Annotated in this window: 22 protein-coding genes; 17 read left to right on the top strand and 5 right to left on the bottom strand. The window is 65.9% G+C overall.

Annotation, left to right across the window (positions count from 1 at the left end; all coding sequences use genetic code 11):
• Nucleotides 1-35: 35 nt before the first annotated feature.
• The 5 genes from ASG77_RS13710 to ASG77_RS13730 all read left to right on the top strand — a co-directional run bounded on the left by ASG77_RS13710 (nucleotide 36) and on the right by ASG77_RS13730 (nucleotide 4771).
• Nucleotides 36-830, top strand: a complete 795-nt coding sequence (locus tag ASG77_RS13710) for an SDR family NAD(P)-dependent oxidoreductase (protein ID WP_056346379.1) — start codon at nucleotides 36-38, stop codon at nucleotides 828-830.
• Nucleotides 831-858: 28 nt separating this feature from the next.
• Nucleotides 859-1827 (top strand): PhzF family phenazine biosynthesis protein, encoded by a 969-nt coding sequence (locus ASG77_RS13715; protein WP_327019624.1) that lies wholly within the window; start codon nucleotides 859-861, stop codon nucleotides 1825-1827.
• 284 nt (nucleotides 1828-2111) lie between these two features.
• The gene (locus ASG77_RS13720) at nucleotides 2112-3113 is read left to right on the top strand and encodes a metal ABC transporter substrate-binding protein (protein ID WP_056346381.1); all 1002 of its coding nucleotides are present in this window, start codon (nucleotides 2112-2114) and stop codon (nucleotides 3111-3113) included.
• A complete protein-coding gene (locus tag ASG77_RS13725) occupies nucleotides 3113-3889 on the top strand; it encodes a metal ABC transporter ATP-binding protein (RefSeq protein WP_056346384.1) in 777 nt (258 codons plus the stop codon). The genes ASG77_RS13720 and ASG77_RS13725 overlap by 1 nt, the downstream gene beginning before the upstream one ends.
• A gap of 3 nt (nucleotides 3890-3892) precedes the next feature.
• Nucleotides 3893-4771, top strand: coding sequence for a metal ABC transporter permease (locus tag ASG77_RS13730; RefSeq protein ID WP_056346386.1), 879 nt, complete (start codon nucleotides 3893-3895; stop codon nucleotides 4769-4771).
• A gap of 12 nt (nucleotides 4772-4783) precedes the next feature.
• Here the strand turns inward: ASG77_RS13730 and ASG77_RS13735 are convergent, their stop codons facing one another.
• The gene (locus tag ASG77_RS13735; RefSeq protein ID WP_056346543.1) at nucleotides 4784-5647 is read right to left on the bottom strand and encodes a DUF4097 family beta strand repeat-containing protein; all 864 of its coding nucleotides are present in this window, start codon (nucleotides 5645-5647) and stop codon (nucleotides 4784-4786) included.
• On the bottom strand, nucleotides 5647-6162 hold the full coding sequence (locus tag ASG77_RS13740) for a hypothetical protein (RefSeq protein WP_056346390.1): 516 nt from the start codon (nucleotides 6160-6162) through the stop codon (nucleotides 5647-5649). The genes ASG77_RS13735 and ASG77_RS13740 overlap by 1 nt, the downstream gene beginning before the upstream one ends.
• A 221-nt stretch (nucleotides 6163-6383) precedes the next feature.
• Between ASG77_RS13740 and ASG77_RS13745 the strand changes: the two genes are divergently transcribed.
• The 5 genes from ASG77_RS13745 to ASG77_RS13765 all read left to right on the top strand — a co-directional run bounded on the left by ASG77_RS13745 (nucleotide 6384) and on the right by ASG77_RS13765 (nucleotide 13124).
• The gene (locus ASG77_RS13745; RefSeq protein ID WP_056346392.1) at nucleotides 6384-8096 is read left to right on the top strand and encodes an ABC-F family ATP-binding cassette domain-containing protein; all 1713 of its coding nucleotides are present in this window, start codon (nucleotides 6384-6386) and stop codon (nucleotides 8094-8096) included.
• A gap of 131 nt (nucleotides 8097-8227) precedes the next feature.
• The gene (locus tag ASG77_RS13750; protein ID WP_056346394.1) at nucleotides 8228-8575 is read left to right on the top strand and encodes a hypothetical protein; all 348 of its coding nucleotides are present in this window, start codon (nucleotides 8228-8230) and stop codon (nucleotides 8573-8575) included.
• Nucleotides 8575-11091: a nitrite reductase large subunit NirB gene (gene nirB, locus ASG77_RS13755; RefSeq protein ID WP_056346395.1), complete on the top strand. Its 2517-nt coding sequence runs from the start codon at nucleotides 8575-8577 to the stop codon at nucleotides 11089-11091. Before ASG77_RS13750 ends, nirB begins: the two co-directional genes overlap by 1 nt.
• Entirely contained in the window at nucleotides 11088-11474 is a 387-nt protein-coding gene (locus tag ASG77_RS13760) for a Rieske (2Fe-2S) protein (RefSeq protein ID WP_056346397.1), read from the top strand. The genes nirB and ASG77_RS13760 overlap by 4 nt, the downstream gene beginning before the upstream one ends.
• A gap of 189 nt (nucleotides 11475-11663) precedes the next feature.
• Nucleotides 11664-13124, top strand: coding sequence for an amino acid permease (locus ASG77_RS13765; protein WP_056346399.1), 1461 nt, complete (start codon nucleotides 11664-11666; stop codon nucleotides 13122-13124).
• 153 nt (nucleotides 13125-13277) lie between these two features.
• Here the strand turns inward: ASG77_RS13765 and ASG77_RS13770 are convergent, their stop codons facing one another.
• Together ASG77_RS13770 and ASG77_RS13775 are read right to left on the bottom strand one after the other, a co-directional pair.
• Entirely contained in the window at nucleotides 13278-14036 is a 759-nt protein-coding gene (locus ASG77_RS13770) for a dienelactone hydrolase family protein (RefSeq protein ID WP_056346401.1), read from the bottom strand.
• Nucleotides 14037-14193: 157 nt separating this feature from the next.
• Complete coding sequence (locus ASG77_RS13775) at nucleotides 14194-14367, bottom strand: CsbD family protein (protein ID WP_056346403.1); 174 nt, start codon at nucleotides 14365-14367, stop codon at nucleotides 14194-14196.
• 132 nt (nucleotides 14368-14499) lie between these two features.
• On the opposite strand from ASG77_RS13775, the gene ASG77_RS13780 reads away from it, so the two are divergent.
• The 6 genes from ASG77_RS13780 (at nucleotide 14500) to ASG77_RS13805 (ending at nucleotide 19187) form a co-directional block, all read left to right on the top strand.
• Nucleotides 14500-14958: an SRPBCC family protein gene (locus ASG77_RS13780; RefSeq protein WP_056346406.1), complete on the top strand. Its 459-nt coding sequence runs from the start codon at nucleotides 14500-14502 to the stop codon at nucleotides 14956-14958.
• Nucleotides 14958-15620, top strand: coding sequence for a pentapeptide repeat-containing protein (locus tag ASG77_RS13785; RefSeq protein WP_056346408.1), 663 nt, complete (start codon nucleotides 14958-14960; stop codon nucleotides 15618-15620). Before ASG77_RS13780 ends, ASG77_RS13785 begins: the two co-directional genes overlap by 1 nt.
• 92 nt (nucleotides 15621-15712) lie before the next feature.
• Nucleotides 15713-16924, top strand: coding sequence for a thiolase family protein (locus ASG77_RS13790; protein ID WP_056346409.1), 1212 nt, complete (start codon nucleotides 15713-15715; stop codon nucleotides 16922-16924).
• Entirely contained in the window at nucleotides 16924-17712 is a 789-nt protein-coding gene (locus ASG77_RS13795; RefSeq protein WP_056346411.1) for an enoyl-CoA hydratase/isomerase family protein, read from the top strand. Before ASG77_RS13790 ends, ASG77_RS13795 begins: the two co-directional genes overlap by 1 nt.
• Nucleotides 17709-18569: a 3-hydroxyacyl-CoA dehydrogenase family protein gene (locus ASG77_RS13800; protein ID WP_056346413.1), complete on the top strand. Its 861-nt coding sequence runs from the start codon at nucleotides 17709-17711 to the stop codon at nucleotides 18567-18569. The genes ASG77_RS13795 and ASG77_RS13800 overlap by 4 nt, the downstream gene beginning before the upstream one ends.
• Before the next feature lie 9 nt (nucleotides 18570-18578).
• Nucleotides 18579-19187, top strand: coding sequence for a GNAT family N-acetyltransferase (locus ASG77_RS13805; protein WP_056346415.1), 609 nt, complete (start codon nucleotides 18579-18581; stop codon nucleotides 19185-19187).
• A gap of 31 nt (nucleotides 19188-19218) precedes the next feature.
• Here the strand turns inward: ASG77_RS13805 and ASG77_RS13810 are convergent, their stop codons facing one another.
• A complete protein-coding gene (locus ASG77_RS13810; protein ID WP_082576042.1) occupies nucleotides 19219-20112 on the bottom strand; it encodes an SGNH/GDSL hydrolase family protein in 894 nt (297 codons plus the stop codon).
• 198 nt (nucleotides 20113-20310) lie between these two features.
• Between ASG77_RS13810 and ASG77_RS13815 the strand changes: the two genes are divergently transcribed.
• Nucleotides 20311-21006 (top strand): tyrosine-protein phosphatase, encoded by a 696-nt coding sequence (locus ASG77_RS13815; protein WP_235564542.1) that lies wholly within the window; start codon nucleotides 20311-20313, stop codon nucleotides 21004-21006.
• Nucleotides 21007-21034 lie beyond the last annotated feature (28 nt).

Here is a 21034-nt window from a genome sequence, read left to right on the forward strand (position 1 = left end):
CTACATAAGTGGTCGCAATACGGATCGGATTCGAAATGACCACAACCATGACCTACGCCGGAACCACGGCACTCATCACTGGAGCGAGCTCCGGGCTCGGCGCCGAGTTTGCCGCACGATTTGCAGCGCGCGGCGCAAACCTTGTGCTGGTCGCACGGCGGACAGACAGGCTTGAGGATCTCGCCCGGAAGCTGCGCGTTGCCCACGGCATTTCAGTGACTACGCTCTCGAAGGACTTGAGTCGTCCGGGAGCCGGTGCGGAAGTCCGGGACGAGCTCGCCGGCCGGGGCATCCGCATCGACACTTTGATCAACAACGCGGGTTTCGCCACGAGCGGTCCGTTAGTCGAGGAAGACCCGGCGGTCATCGCCTCGGAGATCTCCCTTAACGTGGCCTCTCTTGTTGACACCACGCGGGCATTCCTCCCCGAGATGCTCGCCGCCGGGAAGGGCGCACTTATCAACGTGGCCAGCACTGCGGCATTTCAGCCGGTGCCTGGGATGGCGGTCTACGGTGCAACCAAGGCCTTTGTCCTGAGCTTCACCGAGGCGGTGGCACATGAAACGAAGGAATCCGGCCTTCGTGTGCTCGCGCTCTGCCCCGGGGCTACCCGGACCGAGTTCTTCGAGGTACTGGGGAGCCAGGCCGCCGCGGTGGGCCGGCTGCAGAGCGCCACCGAGGTCATCGACACGGCCCTGCGCGCTCTCGATCGCCGCACCACACCCGTAAGCGTCGTCTCCGGCTGGGGAAACCGCGTGCTTGCCGCAATGGCCCAGCGCCTCCCGCGACACATCTCCCTCGCCATCGCCGGCCGGGCCGTCCAGGACTAGTGCTGGAATCGCATTTCCCTTCGCCCTGTTGGCCGCCACCGCCCCCGTATTTTTACAACCCCTCGAGGATGCACCAATGAATCAGACTTCTGTTGTACTGCGTTATGCCGCCTTTACCACGACCCCTGACGGAGGAAATCCGGCGGGCGTCGTATTGGATGCAACCCATCTCGACGACGCCCAGATGCAGGTCTTCGCGGCCGATGTCGGATACGCGGAAACGGTCTTTGTCACCGAGGCGGCGGTTGGCGGAGACGCCCGTCGAAACCGTGTCCGGTACTTTTCCCCGATTGCGGAGGTGCCGTTTTGCGGCCATGCCACAATCGCTTTAGCCGTCGCCCTGTCGAGGCTTCACGGTACTGGAACGTTTATGTTCGATACGTCGGTGGGGCCTGTCGCGATCGAATCTGCGGGCCAGGGCGCTGCCCTGACGGCTTCCTTTACAAGTGTGGAGCCCCGCGTGGCCGAGTTTCCGGCCGGTGTACTGGACACTCTGCTCGGGTTGCTTGGCATGGGTCGGGACGAGTTGCACGGCGCCTACCCTCCGATGGTCGCCTTCGCCGGAAACTGGCATCCAGTATTGGTCTTCGCTGACCAAAGGAGCTTTGACTCATTCGTGTTCGACCCGGATCGCATGCGTGTGCTGATGGACGCCCAGGGCTGGGCCGGTACCGTGACGACGCTGTGCAAGGTCGGAGCGGCTGAGTTTGATTCGCGCAATCTCTTCCCGGTGGGCACCATCACTGAAGATCCGGCGACCGGTTCGGCTGCCGCCGCTTTCGGTGGATACCTCCGGCTGCTTTCGCTTGTGGAACCACCCAGCCGGGTGGTGGTGCTCCAGGGAAGCCATGTCGGCCGCCCGAGCAGACTCACCGTTGAGATTCCTCCGCTCGGCGGGATTATCGTGCGCGGAGAAGCCGTCGAGATCCGGTCGTGGACTGACCGGAGTTCTACGGTCCCTTGTCCGGATAGTGAACGCGTCGCCGGAATGGCCTGAAGTCGCCTGCGTAGGCCTGCCAGATCTTGTCGTTGATGATTTCACGGGAGGCGGTGAAGTGCCGCAGCGCACGCATCTACTGGCGGGCCCCTCCCCGCCAGCTCACCCCGCTGGGAGGGGTTGACTCAAGCCGCCAGTGCCGCTGTCAGCTCCGTGGAGACTGAAATGCGGCGGAGGCTCACTCGAGCCCAACGGCTAACAGTCACACAACGAGGGGTCGGGAGCGTTGGTTCGGGCGGGCGTCACATTGCGGGGCCAGATCAGCGTCGCGTAGAATGTTCGGTATGCCTAAATTTTTGTTTCGGCGCGCCAAAGTCGCCGCCCGAACCCTCGCCCTTGGATCGGCGGCGTTCCGCGCTGCCGGCGCCGCCGCCGTCGTCGTCGTCCTGTCCCTCTCCCTGACCGCGTGCGGGGGTGCCGCGTCAGGCAACAGCGACAGTGACAAACCGGTGGTCCTGACCACCTTCACGGTCCTGGCCGACGTCGCCCGGAACGTTGCGGGGGACAAGCTCACCGTGGAGTCCATCACCAAGGCGGGCGCCGAAATCCACGGCTACGAACCCACCCCCGGCGACATCCGCAAGGCAGCCAAGGCGGACCTCATCCTGGACAACGGCCTGAACCTCGAAGCCTGGTTCGGGCAGTTCGTGGAGGGCCTGGACGTGCCGCACGCCGTGGTCAGCGACGGTGTGGAGGTCATGTCCATCAGCGAGGACTCCTACCAGGGCAAACCGAACCCGCATGCGTGGATGTCGCCCGTGAACGTGCAGATCTATGTGGACAACATGGTGACGGCGTTCAGCAAGCTTGACCCGGAGAACGCCGCGGTATTCCAAGCCAACGGTGACGCGTACAAGGCCGAACTGCAGGCTGTGCAGGACGAGATGAAGGCAAGCCTCGCCGGCCTCCCGGAGAACCAGCGCGCCCTGGTGACCTGCGAAGGAGCCTTCTCCTACCTTGCCCGCGATGCCGGGCTCAAGGAGGTCTACATCTGGGCGGTCAACGCCGAGCAGCAGGCCACGCCGCAGCAGATCACGCGCGCCATCGAGTACGTCAAGGCCAACCAGGTTCCTGCCGTGTTCTGTGAATCCACGGTGTCCGATGCGCCCATGCAGCAGGTGGTGGGCGCCACCGGAGCGAAGTTCGGCGGCACACTTTACGTGGATTCGCTGTCCGAAGCCGACGGGCCCGTCCCCACTTACCTGGACCTGATCAGGCACGACGCCGATGTCATCACCAAGGCCCTGGCCGGCACGTCCACCGGCGCCTCAGCAGGGGCGAAGTAATGGGCACCCCGGCCATCCTCGTTGAAAACGTCACGGTCCACTACGGCGAGGTCCTGGCGCTCGATTCCGCCTCGCTCACCGTGGACGCCGCCCGGATCTGCGGCCTGATCGGCATGAACGGGTCCGGGAAATCCACCCTGTTCAAGGTGATCATGGGAATGATCAAGCCCGACGCCGGTCGCGTGCTGATCGGCGGACAGTCACCTACCAGCGCGCGAAAGGAGGGCGGGATCGGCTACGTGCCGCAGAGCGAGGATGTGGACTGGCAGTTCCCGCTGTCCGTCCGCGATGTGGTGATGATGGGCCGCTATGGGCACCAGGGTTTCACCCGGCGCCCCTCCAAGGCGGACCGCGCCGCCGTCGATCTGGCGCTGGACCGTGTGGAACTGGGCGAGTACGCGGAGCGGCAGATCGGGCAGCTGTCCGGCGGGCAGAAGAAGCGTGCCTTTGTGGCCCGCGGCATTGCCCAGGGTGCCACCATGATGCTCCTGGACGAACCGTTCGCCGGCGTGGACAAGCGCTCCGAGGCCACCATCACCAGGCTGCTGCGCGAGCTCGCCTCCGACGGCTGCACCATCCTGATCTCCACCCACGACCTGCACGCGCTGCCCAATCTGTGCGACGAAGCCGTGCTCCTCATGCGCCGGGTCCTGATGCACGGCGCCCCGGAACTGGTGCTGCAGCCGGAGAACCTCGCCATGGCGTTCGGCCTGGATGTGCTGAACCGCGACCTCCCGGAACCCGCCCACCCCGCCACCACCGAGAGCAGGGGTTGACCCATGGAACTCCTCGACATCCTGCTCGAACCGCTCAGCTACGACTTTATGGTCCGCGCCATCATCACCACCGCGCTCGCCGCCATCGTCTGTGCCGTGCTCAGCTGCTGGCTGGTGCTGATCGGCTGGTCCCTGATGGGCGACGCCGTCTCCCATGCCGTGCTGCCGGGCGTTGTGCTGGCGTACATTGTCGGCGCCCCGTTTGCCCTCGGCGCCCTGGTGTTCGCGCTGATCGCGGTGACCCTGATCGGCGTCGTCCGCAACACCAGCCGCGTGAAGGAGGACGCCGCGATCGGCATTGTGTTCACCTCGCTGTTTGCGCTCGGCCTGGTGCTGATCTCCGTCACGCCCAGCCAGACTGACCTGAACCACATCATCTTCGGCAACCTCCTGGGCGTCAGCATCCCGGACCTCATCCAGGTGCTGGTGCTCGGCGTCGTCGCGTTCGTCATCCTGATCCTAAAGCGCCGCGACCTGACCCTCTACGCGTTCGATCCCACGCACGCCCACGCGATCGGGCTCTCCCCGAAACGGCTGGGGGCTCTGCTTATGGGGCTGCTGGCGCTGACGTCGGTGGTGGCGCTGCAGACCGTGGGCGTGGTGCTGGTGGTGGCCATGCTCATCATCCCCGGCGCCACCGCCTACCTGCTCACGGACCGCTTCAACCGGATGCTGGTCATCGCCCCGGTGATTTCATCCGTGTGCTCCATCGCCGGCATCTACTTCAGTTACTACCTGGACACCGCCTCAGGCGCCATGGTGGTGCTCACGCAGGGCGTGGTGTTCGCCGCCGTCTACCTGTTCAGCCCCCGGCAGGGACTGATCGGCACCCGGCTGGCGAAGGCCCGCCGCAGGAAGGCTGCCGCACTTCTGGTTGGCTAGGCCCCGCGTTGCCTACCGGGTGGGAACGGGGGAGCGCCGCACGGTGATGTCGCCGTAGGCGCTGCGGGCGCGGATCTCCACTTTGGCGTCCGTCTCGCGTGGCCCGGTGGTGGCATCGAGTCCGTTTCGGACGCGCCCGTACTTGGTGCTGAGGTCCAGCCACGCGGCGCTGCCTTCGCGGACGCCGATGGCCAACGAACCCGCGGCGGTCTGGAGGGTGAGGGTTCCGCGGGCCACCTCGCCGACCGTGATGTCGCCGTTGGAGGCCTTGATGGTGGTGGTGTCGCCGGCGCGTTCCAGGGAGACATCGCCGTTGGCGGCACTGACCTTGAGTTCACCGGCGGCATCCACGATGTACGTGCTGCCGTTGCCGTTCTTGACGCTGGCGGTACCGTCGATTTCCCGGATCCGGATCTTGCCCGAGCCCGTCTTGATTTCGGCCCGTCCCGCGACGCGTTCCACGGTCACGTCGCCCATGCCCGTGTGGACCCGGAGTTCCGTGGAGTGGTCGAGGTGGACGTGGCCCATGTCCGTCTTCAGTTCGGCGGAGCTGAAGTCGCCCTCGCAGCGGAGATCGCCCATTCCGGACTTCAACTCCAGGCTGCAGCCGATGGGCACCTCAACGGTGATATCCACGGCGCCGCCGTCGCTGAACCAGGTGTGGCGGCGCTGGGGTCGCAGCCTTACCTGCAGGCGTCCATCCGTGTAGTCCACGGTGGTCTGCTCCGCGGCCTTAATGTCCAGGGCCCGGGTTGCCTCGCGGGGCCGGATGTTGACTACGGTGTCGGTGCGGTTGCCGGCAACAATCAGAATGTCGGCACGGACGGACACGTCCACCACGACGGCGATTGGTTGGGGGGTCTCGAAGGTTTTCATCAGCGTGCCCATCCTGTGAAGTTCTGCTCGCCGGGATCGCGGCGAATGGTGCGTTGGGTGGATTGGTTCCCGTTGAGGGCGTCCGCCACGGCCCGGATCAGCCAGGAGTTCACGGACAGGCCTTCAAGGCCGGCGGCCTCTTCAACCTGCTGCTTGAGGTGATCCGGAAGGCGGAGTGTCGTGCGGGAGGTGCTGGCGCCGTCGAACTCTTCCGGGGCCTGACGGGAAGGCTGGCTGGACCGTTCCGTCACCGCTTCGAAGTCGCTGGCGGCGGGCGGACTGGTGACCACAAACTCCGGATCGCGGCCCCGGAGCCGTACCTCCACCGACGCCGGGGCCAGCTCGAGGGTGATCTCGCTGGCAGCGTCGGAGAGGGCTTCGAGGAGGACCAGCCGGACGGTGGACTCCAGCGCGGCCGTGAGGCGGTCGCTGAGTTCCCGTGCCTCAGGGCCACCGGCTTCGGCGGCGACGCCCAGCTGATGCTGGACGGCTGATACGTATTGGTTGAGTTGCATGACACCATTCTGACGTCATGCTGGTGTCACGTCAATGCTTTCCGGCGAATGATGGTGTCACCGGTGGTGTCCCGGCTTGACGCTGGGGCTTCCGGCGGGGAAGCTGGACCGATGAAGTCCTGAGCAGCAGCCCGGCATTGCCGGGCTGTTCCCCCGAATCCAGGGCCGCCGTCGAGCACCAGTTCCGGCGGCCACACTGCGGAATCTTGCGAGGACTTGTCTTGACTGAACACCTGAACCTTTCCGGCGTCTCCCATGGCTATGGCGACCGGCTGCTGCTGGACGGAATCGGCCTGGTCATCACGGCCGGCGAGCATGTGGCCATCGTCGGCGAAAACGGCGCCGGCAAGTCCACCCTGCTCCGGATCCTGGCCGGGCTGGAAGCGCCCGACGAGGGAACTGCGGTCAGCCACGGCCGCGTTGGCTACCTTGCCCAGACGCACGGCCTGCCCGAATCCTTCACGGTGGGCGCCGCCGTCGACGCGTCCCTGGCCTCACTCCGCGGCCTCGAAGCCGAGCTTGACCGGCTCGAGGCTGGTCTCGCCGATGCCGAGGACGACGAGCTGGAAACCTACGGCCGGCTGCAGACCGAGTACCAGCTGCGGGAGGGCTACGCCGCGGAATCCCGTGTGGAGGCGGCGCTCGACCGGCTGGGCCTGGGTGGCCTGGACCGGAAGCGGACGCTGGGATCGCTCTCCGGCGGCGAGCAGGAGCGCGTGGCGCTGGCGTGTGTCCTGGCCGATCCGGCGGACATCCTGCTCCTGGACGAACCCACCAACCATCTCGATGCCCGCGGAACCGCCTGGCTGGAGGACCGGCTGGCCGCCCATCGCGGGACAGTGGTGGTGGTGTCCCACGACCGCGTGCTGCTCCGCAAGGTGGCCAGTACCGTGATTGAGGTTGATGCCGAGCGCCGTACCGTGACCCGCTACGGCAACGGCTACGACGGCTACCTCCGCGAGAAGGCCGCCGAACGCCAGCGCTGGGTGCAGCAGTACCATGAGTGGATCGACGCGATGGAGGCGGAGCAGCGGCAGGCGGACACCGTGACCGACAGGATGGGCTATGCCCGCAAGCGCGACAACGACAAGATGGGCTTCGACTTCAAGGCCGGCACTTGGCAGAAAGCGGCCACCAGCAAGGTCCGCAACGCGCAGGAACGGCTCCGGCGGCTGGAAGCGAGCCCCATTGACCGACCGCCGGTGCCGCTGCGGCTTGCGGCGGAGCTCGCCGTGGAACCGGAGGTTCCTTCGGGTGCCTCCGTGGCGGCCACCGAATCCGGGGACGACTCCCTTTTGACCGCGTCGGCGGTCCTCGTTGCCCGCGGCGTCGCGGTTCCCGGCCGCCTGGGCGTTACTGACTTCGCGGCCCGCACGGGTGAGAAGATCCTCATCACCGGCCCGAACGGCGCCGGAAAATCCACGCTGCTCTCCGTGCTGGCGGGAACCCTGGAGCCCGTCGAAGGGTTGGTTCAGCGGCCTGCGCGGATCGGCTACTTACAGCAGGAACTCGAACTGCCGCAACGGCCCACGCTCCGCCTGCTGCCGGCCTTCGCGGCGGGCCTCGGCGGCAACATTGATGAGCACGCCGAGGCACTCCTGCGCCTGGGGCTGTTCCGCACCAGCGAGTTCCACGTCCCGGTAGGCAGCCTGTCCGCGGGCCAGCAGCGCAGGCTTGCCCTGGCCCGCTTGCTGCTGGGCGGCTACGGCACGCTGATTGTGGATGAACCCACGAACCACCTGGCTCCCGTGCTCGTGGAGCAGCTCGAGGAGGCGCTCGCAGGCTTCACCGGGACCCTGGTTATGGTCAGCCACGACCGCGCCCTCCGGGACTGGTTTGCGCGGTGTGCGAAGAAGAGCGACAATTCGCGGACGGACGACGCCGGCCGCTGGATCCGGTACTCGATGGACAAGGGCGTGCTGGCCCCGGCCTGACGCAGGCGTGCAGGGCCCCGGCAACGGTGAGATTTGCGCAAAGGAAAAGTTACGCACCGACCGGCAGGCGGAAACATCGGTGGCGGAAGATAGGCCTATGCCAGTCTCCCGCCGGCCGAAAGGATCTGTCCGTGATCACCAAGAACCTTTTCCTGCAGGGCATCTTCCCGTTTGAGGGCGCGGGGCTGGAAAAACCCGTCCCCATCCATCGCGAACTCTCGCACTACGTTCCGGACGGCGTCATCAACCAAACGCTCTACTTCCGGGGCGGCAATTCCAGCAGTGAACTCATCACCGTGGTGCTGATGCGGAACGGCGTGCCCATGCGCTATTTCCCCATCGGCGCCAAGAGCGATGTCCATGTGCCGCTGCGGGTGGTGGAGGACATCGACGGCGGCTCGGTGGTGGAGCTCTATCTCGCCGCACCGGATGGTGTTGGGGGATCCGTGGTGGTGGACCTGGGCATGGTGGAACACTGATGACCAGCGTGCTGGACCGGCCGCAGGGCAGGCACGCAGGCGCCGCGCCACGCCGTCGGCTGCTGGTGGTGGGCAACGGGATGGCGGGCGCCCGGGCCGTGGAGGAGATCCTGGCCCGCGGCGGCGCCGAGCAGTTCACCATCACCATGTTCGGCGACGAGCCGTACGGCAACTACAACCGGATCATGCTCAGCCACGTCCTCTCCGGCGAGGAAAGTGACGCCGACATCTTCCTGAACGCCCTGCCCTGGTACCGCGAGAACAGCATCACGCTGCACGCCGGGGTCCGTGTTGACCGGATCGACAAGTTCACGAAGCACGTCTTTTCCAATGACGGCCGCGTGACACCGTACGACACCCTCATCATCGCCACCGGGAGCCGCTCCCACATGCCGCCGATGGACGGGCTGTACACACCTGGCGGGTCCGTGAAGCACGGTGTGTTCGGGTTCCGCACCATCGATGACACCCGCCGTATGGTCCAGCATGCGGAGCAGGAGCATCACCGGCGGGCGGTGGTGATCGGCGGCGGCCTGCTGGGCCTCGAGGCGGCCTACGGCCTGAAAAGCCACGGGATCGACGTGGAGGTGGTGCACTCCGGCGGGCACCTCATGAATGCGCAGATGGGACCCGACGGCGGCGCGGTGCTGCGGAGGAGCGTGGAGGCCTTGGGTATCCGGGTGCACACGTCCAGCCGCACCACTGCTGTCCTCGGGGGGGACACGGTCAGCGGCGTCAGCCTCCGGGACAGGGACGACATCGCCTGCGACATGGTGGTGGTGGCCGCGGGCATCCGGCCGAACGTGGACGTGGCTGTGCTGAGCGGGCTGCCGGTGGAGCGGGCCATTGTGGTGGATGACCGGCTGCGGGTCCAGGACGAAGACGATATCTACGCGGTGGGGGAGTGCGTCCAGCACCGCGGCGAGGTCTATGGGCTGGTGGCGCCGCTGTGGGAACAGGCCGTGGTGCTCGCCAACCACGTGACCGGCGTCGACACATCGTCGGCCTACCTGGGCTCCCGGACCGCCACCAAGCTCAAGGTCGCAGGTGTGGACGTGGCTTCCATGGGACTGCACGGCCCGGAACTCGACACGGACGAGCATATTGTCTTCTCGGAGCCCAGCCGCGGTGTCTTCAAGTCCATCGTGGTCCGCGACAACAAAATGGTGGGTGCCACGCTCCTGGGCGACAGCCGGAAGGTGGCCTACCTGACCCAGGCCTACGACCGCGGGCTACCGCTTCCGGAGGAACGGATCGCGCTGATGTTCGACGTCGGCGGGCCGGGTGAGGAGGCGGGCGTGGCCGAGCTCGACGACCGCGCCCAGGTCTGCAACTGCAACGGCGTCAGCAAGAAGGCCCTGGTGGCCGCCGTGAAGGGCGGCTGCACCACGGTCTCCGGCGCCATGGACGCCACCCGGGCCGGCAAGGGCTGCGGCTCCTGCAAGCTCCTGGTGAAGCAGGTGGTGGAGTGGGCCGCCGACGGCGCGGTGGAGGAGGACCCGGCCGCCAGCTACTACGTGCCCGGGATCCCGCTGGACAAGCCGGCCCTGATGGCCGCCATCCGGAAACAGGGCCTGCGCTCCGTGTCCCAGGTGTTCACGGCCCTGGCTCCGGGGAGCGCCGAGGATGCGAAGTCCAAGATGGGCCTGGCCTCGTTGCTGAAGATGATGCTCGCGGACCGGTACATCGACGAACGCGACGCCCGGTTCATCAATGACCGCGTGCACGCCAATATCCAGCGCGACGGCACCTTCTCGGTGGTCCCCCAGATGAAGGGCGGCGTGACGTCGGTGCAGCAGTTGCGCCGCATTGCCGACGTCGCCGAAAAGCACAACGTTCCCCTGATCAAGCTGACCGGCGGGCAGCGGATCGACCTGCTGGGGATCCCCAAGGAGGACCTGCCGCAGGTGTGGGCGGACCTGGACATGCCGTCCGGCTACGCCTACGGCAAGAGCTTCCGCACGGTGAAGACCTGCGTGGGCAAGGATTTTTGCCGGTACGGCACCGGCGATTCCACGAAGCTGGGCATCGAGATCGAGTCCCGGTTCCAGGGCATCGAGTCGCCGGCCAAGCTGAAGCTGGCTGTGTCCGGTTGCCCACGGAACTGCGCGGAATCGCTGGTTAAGGACGTGGGTGTGGTGGCTGTGGAGGGCGGACGGTGGGAGATTTACGTCGGGGGAGCGGCGGGGGCCCACATCCGCAAGGGCGACCTGCTGGCCACCGTGGACGACCCCGAGGAGGTCAAGCTGCTGGCCGGCCGCTTTATGCAGTACTACCGGGAACAGGCCAACTGGCTGGAACGGACGTACTCCTTTGTGCCGCGGGTGGGCATCGAGCACCTCCGCGCGGTCATCGTGGACGATTCCGAAGGCGTCGCCCCGCAACTGGACGCCGCCATGCAGGCATCCGTGGACAGCTACGTGGATCCGTGGAGTGAACGCGACGATCCACTCACGCCGGGCCAGTTCCGCACCTCCCTGCCGCTCACGGTCTTGCCCCAGGTGCCGGTCCGATGAGCGCCGATCCGATCAGCACCGAGCCCGTCAGCACCACCGAGCCCGTCAGCACCACCAGCCACATCCTGGGCCCGGTGGACCAGATCCCGTTTGGCGAAGGGCGTGCCTTCGGGGTGGACGGCGAGCAGGTGGCGGTCTTCCGGCTGCGGGACGGGACCCTGCGCGCCCTGTCCGCGGTCTGCCCCCACCGCGGCGGCCCCATCGCGGACGGCACCATCGACCGGGAGGTGGTGATGTGCCCGCTGCACCAGCACACGTTCAGCCTGGAAACGGGCTGCTCCAGCACCGGTGCCGAACCTTTGCGCACGTACAGCGTCCAGGAGGATGCCGAACAGAACATTGTTCTGAAGTATCCCCAGATTCGTGGCAATAGTTTGGCTTAACCGGGCCCGGGTGTAGCCCGCGTCACGTGCTGCGGTTTGAGTCTTGTAGGATGGAAAGGCCGCGCGAACTTCGACGTACTGTGACTTTCCATACAGAAAATTCCTTGAAACATCAAGAAACAGAATTTTCGGGATGGAGAAGTCCCTGCCAAGAGGTGCCGGCCAATCCCCTACCCACAAGGAATTGTTGTGCCTCAAAGTACCCCCACAGAACTCGTGAGCCCGACGGCGCAATCCGCCGTCGTCGACTCCACCCTCAGCGCCGAGGGCTACAAAAAATCCCTGAGCGGACGCCAGGTCACCATGATTGCCATGGGCGGCGCCATCGGCGTCGGCCTCTTTATGGGTGCCGGCGGACGCCTGGCCTCCACTGGCCCTGCGCTCATTTTCTCCTACGCCATTGCCGGCGTTATCGCCTATCTGCTGATGCGGGCCCTGGGCGAGCTGATCATGTACCGCCAGACGTCGGGTTCCTTCGTCAGCTACGCCGGTGAGATGTTCGGCAAGAAGGGCGCTTACCTGTCCGGTTGGATGTACTTCATCAACTGGGCCATGACCGGCATCGCTGAACTCATCGCGATCGGACTGTACTTCCAGTTCTTCTTCCCCAACGTGCCCGTTGAACTGTCCGCCATCGCCGCGCTGCTGCTGCTCGTGGGCGTCAACCTCATGAGCGTCAAGGCGTTCGGCGAGGTTGAATTCTGGGCCTCCTGCCTCAAGGTCGGCGCCATCGTGATCTTCCTTGCCGTGGGCACCTTCATGGTGGTCACCAACGCCCAGGTGGGCGACGGCAACGCCTCGGTGAACAACCTCTTCGCAGCCGAAGGCGGAATGTTCCCCAAGGGTGCGCTGGTGATGATCCTCGTCCTGAACGCCGTGATTTTCGCCTACAACGGCATTGAACTCGTCGGCATCACGGCCGGTGAAATGCAGGACCCCGCCAAGGAAGTTCCCAAAGCGATCCGCGCCGTCGTCTTCCGCATCGTGGTGTTCTACGTCGGTTCCGTGACGCTCCTGGCGATGCTGCTTCCCTCGGACCAGTACGTGGCCGGCACCTCGCCGTTCGTCACCGTGTTCGGCCAGATGGGCCTCGGCTGGATGGGCGATGTTATGAACATGATCGTCATCACCGCCGCGCTGTCCTCCTGCAACTCGGGCCTGTACTCGATCGGCCGGATCTTCCGGACCATGGCCAACAACGGGCACGCCCCGGAGTGGCTGACCAGGATGTCCAAGAGCCACGTGCCGTACGCCGCCATCCTGGCCATCGGCGCCGTCTACCTCGTTGGCATCCTGCTGAACATCTGGCTGGGCGGCTCACACGCCTTCGACCTGGCGCTCAACTCGGCATCGATCGGCGTGATCTTCACCTGGGGCGCCATCTTCGCCAGCCAGATCGCGCTGCGCCACAAGAAGGGCAAGGTCTCCTCCCTGCCCGCGCCCGGCGGAACCTGGAGCAGCTGGGCCGGACTCATTGCGCTGCTGGCCATCACCGTACTCATCGGCTTCGACACCATGACCAGCAAGACCGGCGAGGTATTCCACCTCGGTCTCTGGACCCTGGCCACCATCCCGTTCTTCGCCCTGGTCCTGTGGCTGGGCTGGCAGAAGGTCAAGCACAACGAGCCCAAGAGCGAGCTCTTCTGCTAGGTCTTTTCGCCTCAGCAGCCGGACGCTCAGCGCCCGGACGCTAAGAAGTCCGACGACGGCGGGTCACCCTTTCGGGGGCGGCCCGCCGTCGTCGTCGGTGGTTAACCCCATCGAGTGCTCCGTAACCGCCGTTATGGGGCCCCAAAAGGGCGCCTACGGAGCAATCGATGGGGGTCGGTGGGCATCCACGCTCTTGAGGTGCCGGGCGAAGTGGTCGTTGATCCGCTGCCAGGCTTCGGGGGAGGACTCCGGGTCGGGGCCGATGCCCATGACCCGCATCAGCGGCCGGAAAACCGCCGGGCCCAGGTCGATTTCATTGAGGAACGCGTGGCCGGCGGTGGGAAATTCCTTGACGCTGTTTTCGATGCCGAGGTTGTCCAAGGCGGTCTCAAGCTTGCCGGCCGCGCCCTTGAGAGTGATGTCGCGGCCGCCGAAGTTCGCCACGATGGGGCAGGCGCCGCGGAGGCTTTCCTCGAGATTGCCGGGCAGGCGGCCGTAGTTGACCGAGGCCGCGTCGAAGCCGTCGCGGGCCACCAGCAGCGCGAATCCTCCGCCCATGCAGAACCCGATCACCCCGGTCTTGCCGGTGGACAGCGGCGAAGTGGCCAGCCAGAAGCGGGCGGTGGCGAGGTCGGTGAACGCGCGGCCGCTCCCCCTGAGCATGCTCCGCATGGTTCCGACCAGGCAGCGGCGCGGGCCGCCGTCGCTGAACAGGTCCACCGCCAGCGTCAGGTACCCGGCTCGGGCCATCCTGTCTGCATGCCCGCGAACGAGGTCGTTCAGGCCGAAGGCTTCGTGGATCATCAGGACCGCGGGAAACGGATCTGGCCCGGATGGCGTGGCGAGATATCCGCCGAGCGAAGGCGAACCGCCGGCAGCGGCACTCTGGGCACTCAGGTCCACATAAGTCATGGGCCAAGGGTAGCCGCCGAGCTCAATCCGTCCACCCACTGCTCCGTAGACGCCCTTATGAGGCCTCAAAAAGGCCCGTACGGAGCAGTCGATCGGCGGACACGAGAACGGCGGCGGATCCCCCATGGGAATCCGCCGCCGTTCGACTGTGGGAGGACTAGTCCTTGAAGGTGTCCTTGACGTTTTCGCCGACCTTCTTGGCGTCAGCCTTGACCTGGTCCGCCTGGCCTTCGGCCCTAAGTTTGTCGTTGTCCGTGGCGTTGCCGGCCGCTTCCTTGGCCTTGCCGCCCAGGTGCTCTGCTTCGTTGCTGATCTTGTCTCCGAGGCCCATGAGTCTGGCCGCCTTTCGTTCCGGTTGATCTGACAATGCTTTTTTAGCCTAACACAAAGCATGCTTACCATTTCGGGGAACCCGATTTTCGGCGGCCTGTCGAATGTCAGAGCCCCCGACTAGGCTCGATGCATGGAACACAGTACAAGCCTGACCCAGCACATTCATGCCACGCCGGAAAAGGTCTGGGCGGTCATCTCGGACATCCCGGGTTCCGCCTCCACCCTGTCCGGCATCGACGCCGTGCAGATGCTCAGCGACGGGCCCTACGGCGAGGGAACGCGCTGGAAGGAAACGCGGACCATGATGGGCCGGGCGGAAACGGTGGAGATGTGGGTGGCGCAGGCCGATCCTCCCCGCAGCACCACGGTCAAGGCCCTCCAGGGCGGCGCCGATTACACGTCGCGCTTCAGCCTGGCCGAGCGCGACGGCGGGACGGACCTGACGCTGACCTTCGGCGCCGACGTCGTCAAGCCCACCCTGCTCAGCAAGGTCAGCATGACCCTCTTCGGCAAGCTGGGCATGAGCATGACACGCAAGGCGCTCACGAAGGACCTGGCGGAAATCGCCGCCAAAGCGGAATCGCTCTAGTGGCGGCAAAGGCCCCCAAGGTAACCGCTCCCCGGCTCTCGCCGGTCAGTCTGGAGGATGTCACGGATGATCCGGCCCCGGACTTCCAGCGTGGTGAAAGGTACGACGGCGTCCGGTACAGCCGGGCGGTCGCCGACGGTCTGGAGCTGAGCGGCACGGATTTTGCCGAGTGTGAGTTCCAGGGCGTCTCCTTTAATGACACCCAGCTCCGCGGGGCCACGTTCCGGGACTGCATCCTGTCCGAGCTGTACGCGCCGGTGTTCCGGGCCGCCCGCTCCACGTGGCGGGACGTGCAGTTGAACAATCCCCGGCTGGGCTCCGCTGAGCTGTATGAGACCGGCTGGCAGTCGGTCCGGATCGACGGCGGCAAGCTGGACTTCCTGAATCTGCGCGGCTCCAAGCTGACGGACGTTGTCATCAGCGACTGCATCATCAACGAATTGGACCTCGGTTCCGCCTCCGGGACGCGCGTGGCGCTCAAGAACTGCACCATCGGCACCCTGGATCTCACAGGCTCGCGGCTGAAGGACTTTGACCTTCGCGGCACGGATTTCCGGACCATCAGCGGCCTCGGCAGCCTGGCCGGCGTGGTGATCGACGACTATCAGCTCAGCCTGCTGGCGCCGCTCCTGGCTGGGCACCTCGGCGTCCTTGTCCTGTGAGTGTAGTCTTTATAGAACGAACGGTCGGTAAATAGGGCGGTCACTGGACGGCCCCGAAGATTCCGGCTCCCTGGCGTAAAGGATTTGTTCTTATGGTCGAGGCTTTTCTTGTTGGCGGCGTCCGCACTCCCGTGGGCAGGTATGGCGGTGCGTTATCGGCGGTCCGTCCTGATGATCTGGCTGCACTGGTGGTCCGGGAGGCCGTGTCCCGAGCGGGCCTGGACCCGGACAGTATCGAGGAAGTCATCCTGGGCAACGCAAACGGCGCTGGCGAGGAGAACCGCAACGTGGCCCGGATGGCAGTCCTGCTGGCCGGGCTTCCCCTCCACATCCCGGGAATCACCGTCAACCGGCTGTGCGCGTCGGGGCTGAGCGCCATCATCCAGGCCAGCCAGATGATCAAGTCCGGCGCTGCGGACGTGGTGATCGCCGGCGGGGTAGAGTCCATGAGCCGTGCGCCGTGGGCCCAGGAAAAACCCGCCACGGCGTTCGCGAAGCCGGGCCAGATCTTTGACACGTCCATCGGCTGGCGCTTCGTCAACCCCCTCTTCCAGAAGGGCGGGCTGGCGCGTGGCGGCAAGATGACTTACTCCATGCCGGAAACAGCCGAAGAAGTGGCCCGCGTGGACGGCATCACCCGCGAGGACGCCGATGCCTTCGCGGTCCGCTCCCACGAGCGTTCCCTCGCCGCCATTGCCGCGGGCCGCTTCAGGGACGAAATCGTGGCCGTGACGGTCAAGTCCCGCAAGTCCGAAACCGTGGTGGACACCGATGAAGGCCCGCGTGCCGGCACCACCCTGGATGTCCTGGCCGGGTTGCGCCCCGTGGTTCCGGGCGGTTCAGTGGTCACGGCCGGGAACTCGTCCACGCTGAACGACGGTGCTTCGGCCATCATCGTCGCGTCCGAGGCCGCCATCGCCCGGCTGGGCCTGACGCCGCGTGCCCGGATCATCGACGGCGCCTCCGCCGGCTGCGAACCAGAAATCATGGGCATCGGCCCGGTCCCGGCGACGCAGAAAGTGCTCGCACGGAGCGGCCTCAGCGCTGGTGACCTGGGCGCCGTCGAGCTTAACGAAGCGTTCGCCACGCAGTCGCTCGCGAGCATGCGCCGGCTCGGGCTGGACCCGGAGATTGTGAATAACGACGGCGGCGCCATCAGTTTGGGGCATCCGCTCGGTTCCAGCGGATCACGGCTTGCCATTACCCTGTTGGGCCGGATGGAACGCGAGGACGCCAAAATCGGCCTGGCTACGATGTGCGTCGGCGTGGGCCAGGGCACCGCGATGCTGCTGGAGCGTGTCTGATGCCCGCCCCGGACGGCGCGAACGGACACTTAAGCACCGTTGCATTCCGCACGCTCCTGGTCGAGGAGCGGGAGGACCGCGTGGTGGTCCTCCTCAACCGACCGGAAGTCCGGAATGCCATCGACCAGCAGATGGTGGACGAACTGCACGTGGTCTGCGCTGCGCTGGAGCAGAATCCCAAAGTCCTGATCATCTCAGGGGTCGACGGCGTCTTCGCCTCAGGTGCGGACATCGCCCAGCTGCGCGAGCGGCGCCGCGATGATGCCCTGCAAGGCATCAATTCCACGATCTTCGTGCGGATCGCCAAGCTGCCCATGCCGGTCATTGCCGCCCTGGACGGGTACTGCCTGGGCGGCGGCGCCGAGCTCGCCTACGCCGCAGACTTCCGGATCGGAACGCCCAGTGTCCGGATCGGCAACCCTGAAGCAGGGCTGGGGATCCTGGCCGCGGCCGGGGCCAGCTGGCGTTTAAGGGAGCTGGTGGGGGAGCCGCTGGCCAAGCAGATCTTGCTCGCGGGCTTGGTGCTCCGGGCGGAGGAGGCCCTGGCTGCCAGCCTCATCACCGAAATCCACGAGGCGCCGGACCTGATGGATGCCGCGCACAACCTGGCGGACCGGATCGGCCGCCAGGACCCGCTGGCCGTGCGGATTACAAAGTCGGTTTTCCACGCCCCGGCCGAAGCCCACCCGCTGATTGACCAGCTGGCACAGGGGATCCTTTTTGAATCCCAGGCCAAGTTTGAACGCATGCAGGCTTTCCTCGACAAGAAATCAGAGAAGAAACCATGACGAACCCGAATCTTCCTTCCACCGTTGGCGTCCTCGGCGGCGGCCGCATGGGCGCGGGGATCGCCCACGCCTTCCTGATCAGCGGGGCCAACGTCTTGGTGGTGGAGCGCGATGAAGCGTCCGCCGTAGCCGCCCGGGAACGCGTGGAATCCGCAGCCGCCAAGAGCATCGAACGTGGAGCTACTGACGGCAACCTGGATGAGATGGTGTCGCGCCTCGCCGTCACGGTCGATTACGACGACTTCAAGGACCGCCAGCTGGTGGTAGAGGCCGTTCCCGAAGACTGGGACCTGAAGGTCACCTCGCTCCGCGGCATCGAGGAGCGCCTGGCCGATGACGCCTACCTGGCCTCCAACACGTCGTCCCTGTCCGTCAACGGCCTGGCCCGCGAGCTCAAGCGGCCGCAGAACTTCCTGGGCCTGCACTTCTTCAACCCCGTCCCCGCCTCCACCCTCATCGAAGTGGTGCTCGGCGAACAGACCTCCCCGGGCCTGGCTGCCGCGGCGAAAAAGTGGGTCGAGGCACTCGGCAAGACCGCCGTCGTCGTCAATGACGCACCGGGCTTTGCCTCGTCACGGCTGGGCGTGGCCATCGCATTGGAGGCGATGCGCATGGTGGAGGAGGGGGTGGCCTCCGCGGCGGACATCGACGCCGCCATGGTCCTGGGCTACAAGCACCCCACCGGCCCGCTGCGAACCACGGATATCGTGGGCCTGGACGTGCGGCTGGGCATCGCCGAGTACCTGCATTCCACGCTGGGGGAGCGGTTCGCGCCGCCGCAGATCCTCAAGGATAAGGTGGCCCGCGGAGAGCTTGGGCGGAAGACCGGCAAGGGATTCTTCGACTGGGCTGAGTAGGATTTCCGGGTGACCCTCTTTGAACCCCTCACTCTGACCGGCCGGCACGTGATTCTTGAGCCGCTGAAGCACGATCACCATGATGATCTGGTGGCGGCCGCACAGGATGGCGATCTGTGGAAGCTCTGGTACACGTCTGTCCCGGCGCCGGACGGGATGGCGGCGGAGATCGACCGCAGGCTGGCGATGCAGGAGCAGGGGTCCATGCTGCCGTTCACCACGCGGCTGATCGATCCTGCCACCGGCGGCCCGGGCCGGATCATCGGCATGACCACCTACATGAATATCGACGCCGGCACGCCCCGCGTGGAGATCGGCTCCACCTGGAATGCGGCGTCAGTTCACGGCAGCGGCACCAACCCGGATTCCAAACTGCTGCTGTTGCGCCACGCCTTCGAAACGCTGGGCTGCGTGGCTGTGGAGTTTTGTACGCACTGGCTGAACCACCAGTCCAGGGAGGCCATCGCGAGGCTCGGTGCGAAGCAGGACGGCGTGCTGCGCAGCCACCGTCGGACCAGCGACGGCGTCCTGCGTGACACCGTGGTGTTCTCTATCCTGGAGCACGAATGGCCGATGGTACGGAACGGGCTGGAGCACAGGCTCGCCAAGCGCCGGTAGGGGCGCTTGGCGAGCGTGTTGGCGGAGCGGGTTAGCGGCGGGCGAGCGCCTGGAGGTTCACCGCGGCGGTGAGGGCGTCGGCGTATGCCTGATGTCCTTCTGCGTTGGGGTGGAAATTCTGGAGGGCAAAGGGGTCGGCCGGATTGAAGTTGATCCACGGCACGGCTGAATTAATTGCGTGTCCGGCGAACTCCTCAGTGACGTCGACGTACACGGCGTTGGCCTTTGCTGCGGCGTTGGCGGTAGCCACGGCTTGGGTGATGGTGTAGTTAAGAGCCATCGTGCCTGCGTTGACCAGCCTTTGCGCGTCCGGGGTCAGGAGCGTCGGCCCGCCTGCGGGATCAAAAAGGAGCGGGTAACCAGACACCACAATTTTGGTGCGCGGGGCTGCCTGGTGGATGGCGGTCAGCGCTTCCACCAGGTCGGCTTGAATGACGGGAAACCTGGTCTGGCCTGCTTGTATCGTCTGGAGGCAGACATCGATGGTGGACACTGCGCAGACAGCCAACGGTGTGGTGAAGTCAAGGTCATTGGCCCCGGCAGTCAACGTGACCAGTTCGGTCCGGCCGGAGAGTCCCTCGGAAGCGTCGAGGGCCGCTATCTGCTCCATGACGCTAGGTATGCCCCCGGGTCCATCATCCGGAATGATCGCTCCGCCGCATGCCCCGTTGCTGACAACGTCGTCAACAATGGCCAGGGCTGTCAGGATGTTGACGTAACCTCCGTCGGTTTTCACACACGGGGGAGGCGTTATGTAAGACCCCGCACCCACCCCGGCCGTGTAAGAGTCGCCGACCGCCACGAGGTCGACATCCGGAACCGGCGCCGCTTCGGCCGGGATGGCCGCGAAGCCCAAAGCCATTGCCACGGTGGCGAGGCCTGCTGCAAAAGCCGAGCGTCGCCGTCGTACTGCTGAAGCTGTCATCGATTTTCCCCTTTTTGACTATCCAATTGAATAATTAACACAGGCATGCAACAGTCAACCTACGCCACGCTCACAAGCACGTCACGGGCACGGAGTACTTGTTTTTCAGCGCGGCTCCCTGCCCGACTACCTGCCCCGCGCGTGCGGGCAGTGGCGGCTGTGTGGTTAGCTGTCCGGGTGGAGACGACAGGGGGAGCCGTGAGCTGGGACGGAGCCGTGAATGCCTGGCACGTTGCCGGCCGCGTTTACCGGATGGGGCGCCGCGAATGGCTCACCGAGACAGGCTGGCGGCAGGCGTACGACGACGGCGTCCGCACCGTGATTGATCTCCGTAACTCCCGTGAAGCGCAGCGCCGGGACACCGACCCTGCCGTGACCGAAGCGGCCTGGTCCGGCGTCACGATCGTCGCCGCACCCACTGAAGAACCCGATGATCCGCGGTTCACGGCCGTCTGCGGACCGTACCTCAAGGATCCCGCCCATTATCTGCACAACGTCCGGCTCTACCCGGAGAAGTTCGTGGCGGTGTTCCGCGCTGTCGCGGCAGCCGAAGCCGGCGCCGTCGTCATTCATTGCGCGGCGGGCCGGGACCGCAGCGGCATGGTGGCGGCCATGCTGCAGGACCTCGCCGGCGACCCGGACCAGCTCATTGCGGACGGCTACGCCAAAGCCGCCCGAGGCATCAACGAACGCTTCCGGACGCACGGCCCGCCCCATGCAGGCGAAGGCCACATTGACGACGCTGAACTGACGCCCTTGCTGGAGCGGCGCGGCCGGGCCGTGGTGGAGTTTGTCCGGGAGTTGGGCACGCGCACCTTCCTGCTGCGGAACGGACTGTCCGAGGCCGAACTGGGCGCCGTCCTGAGCCTGCTCGGCAGCCGGGTGGCGCCATGAATTCCATGAAGTATGTGGCGGCGTCGCT

The organism is Arthrobacter sp. Soil762 (assembly GCF_001428335.1).
Taxonomy (GTDB): domain Bacteria; phylum Actinomycetota; class Actinomycetes; order Actinomycetales; family Micrococcaceae; genus Arthrobacter.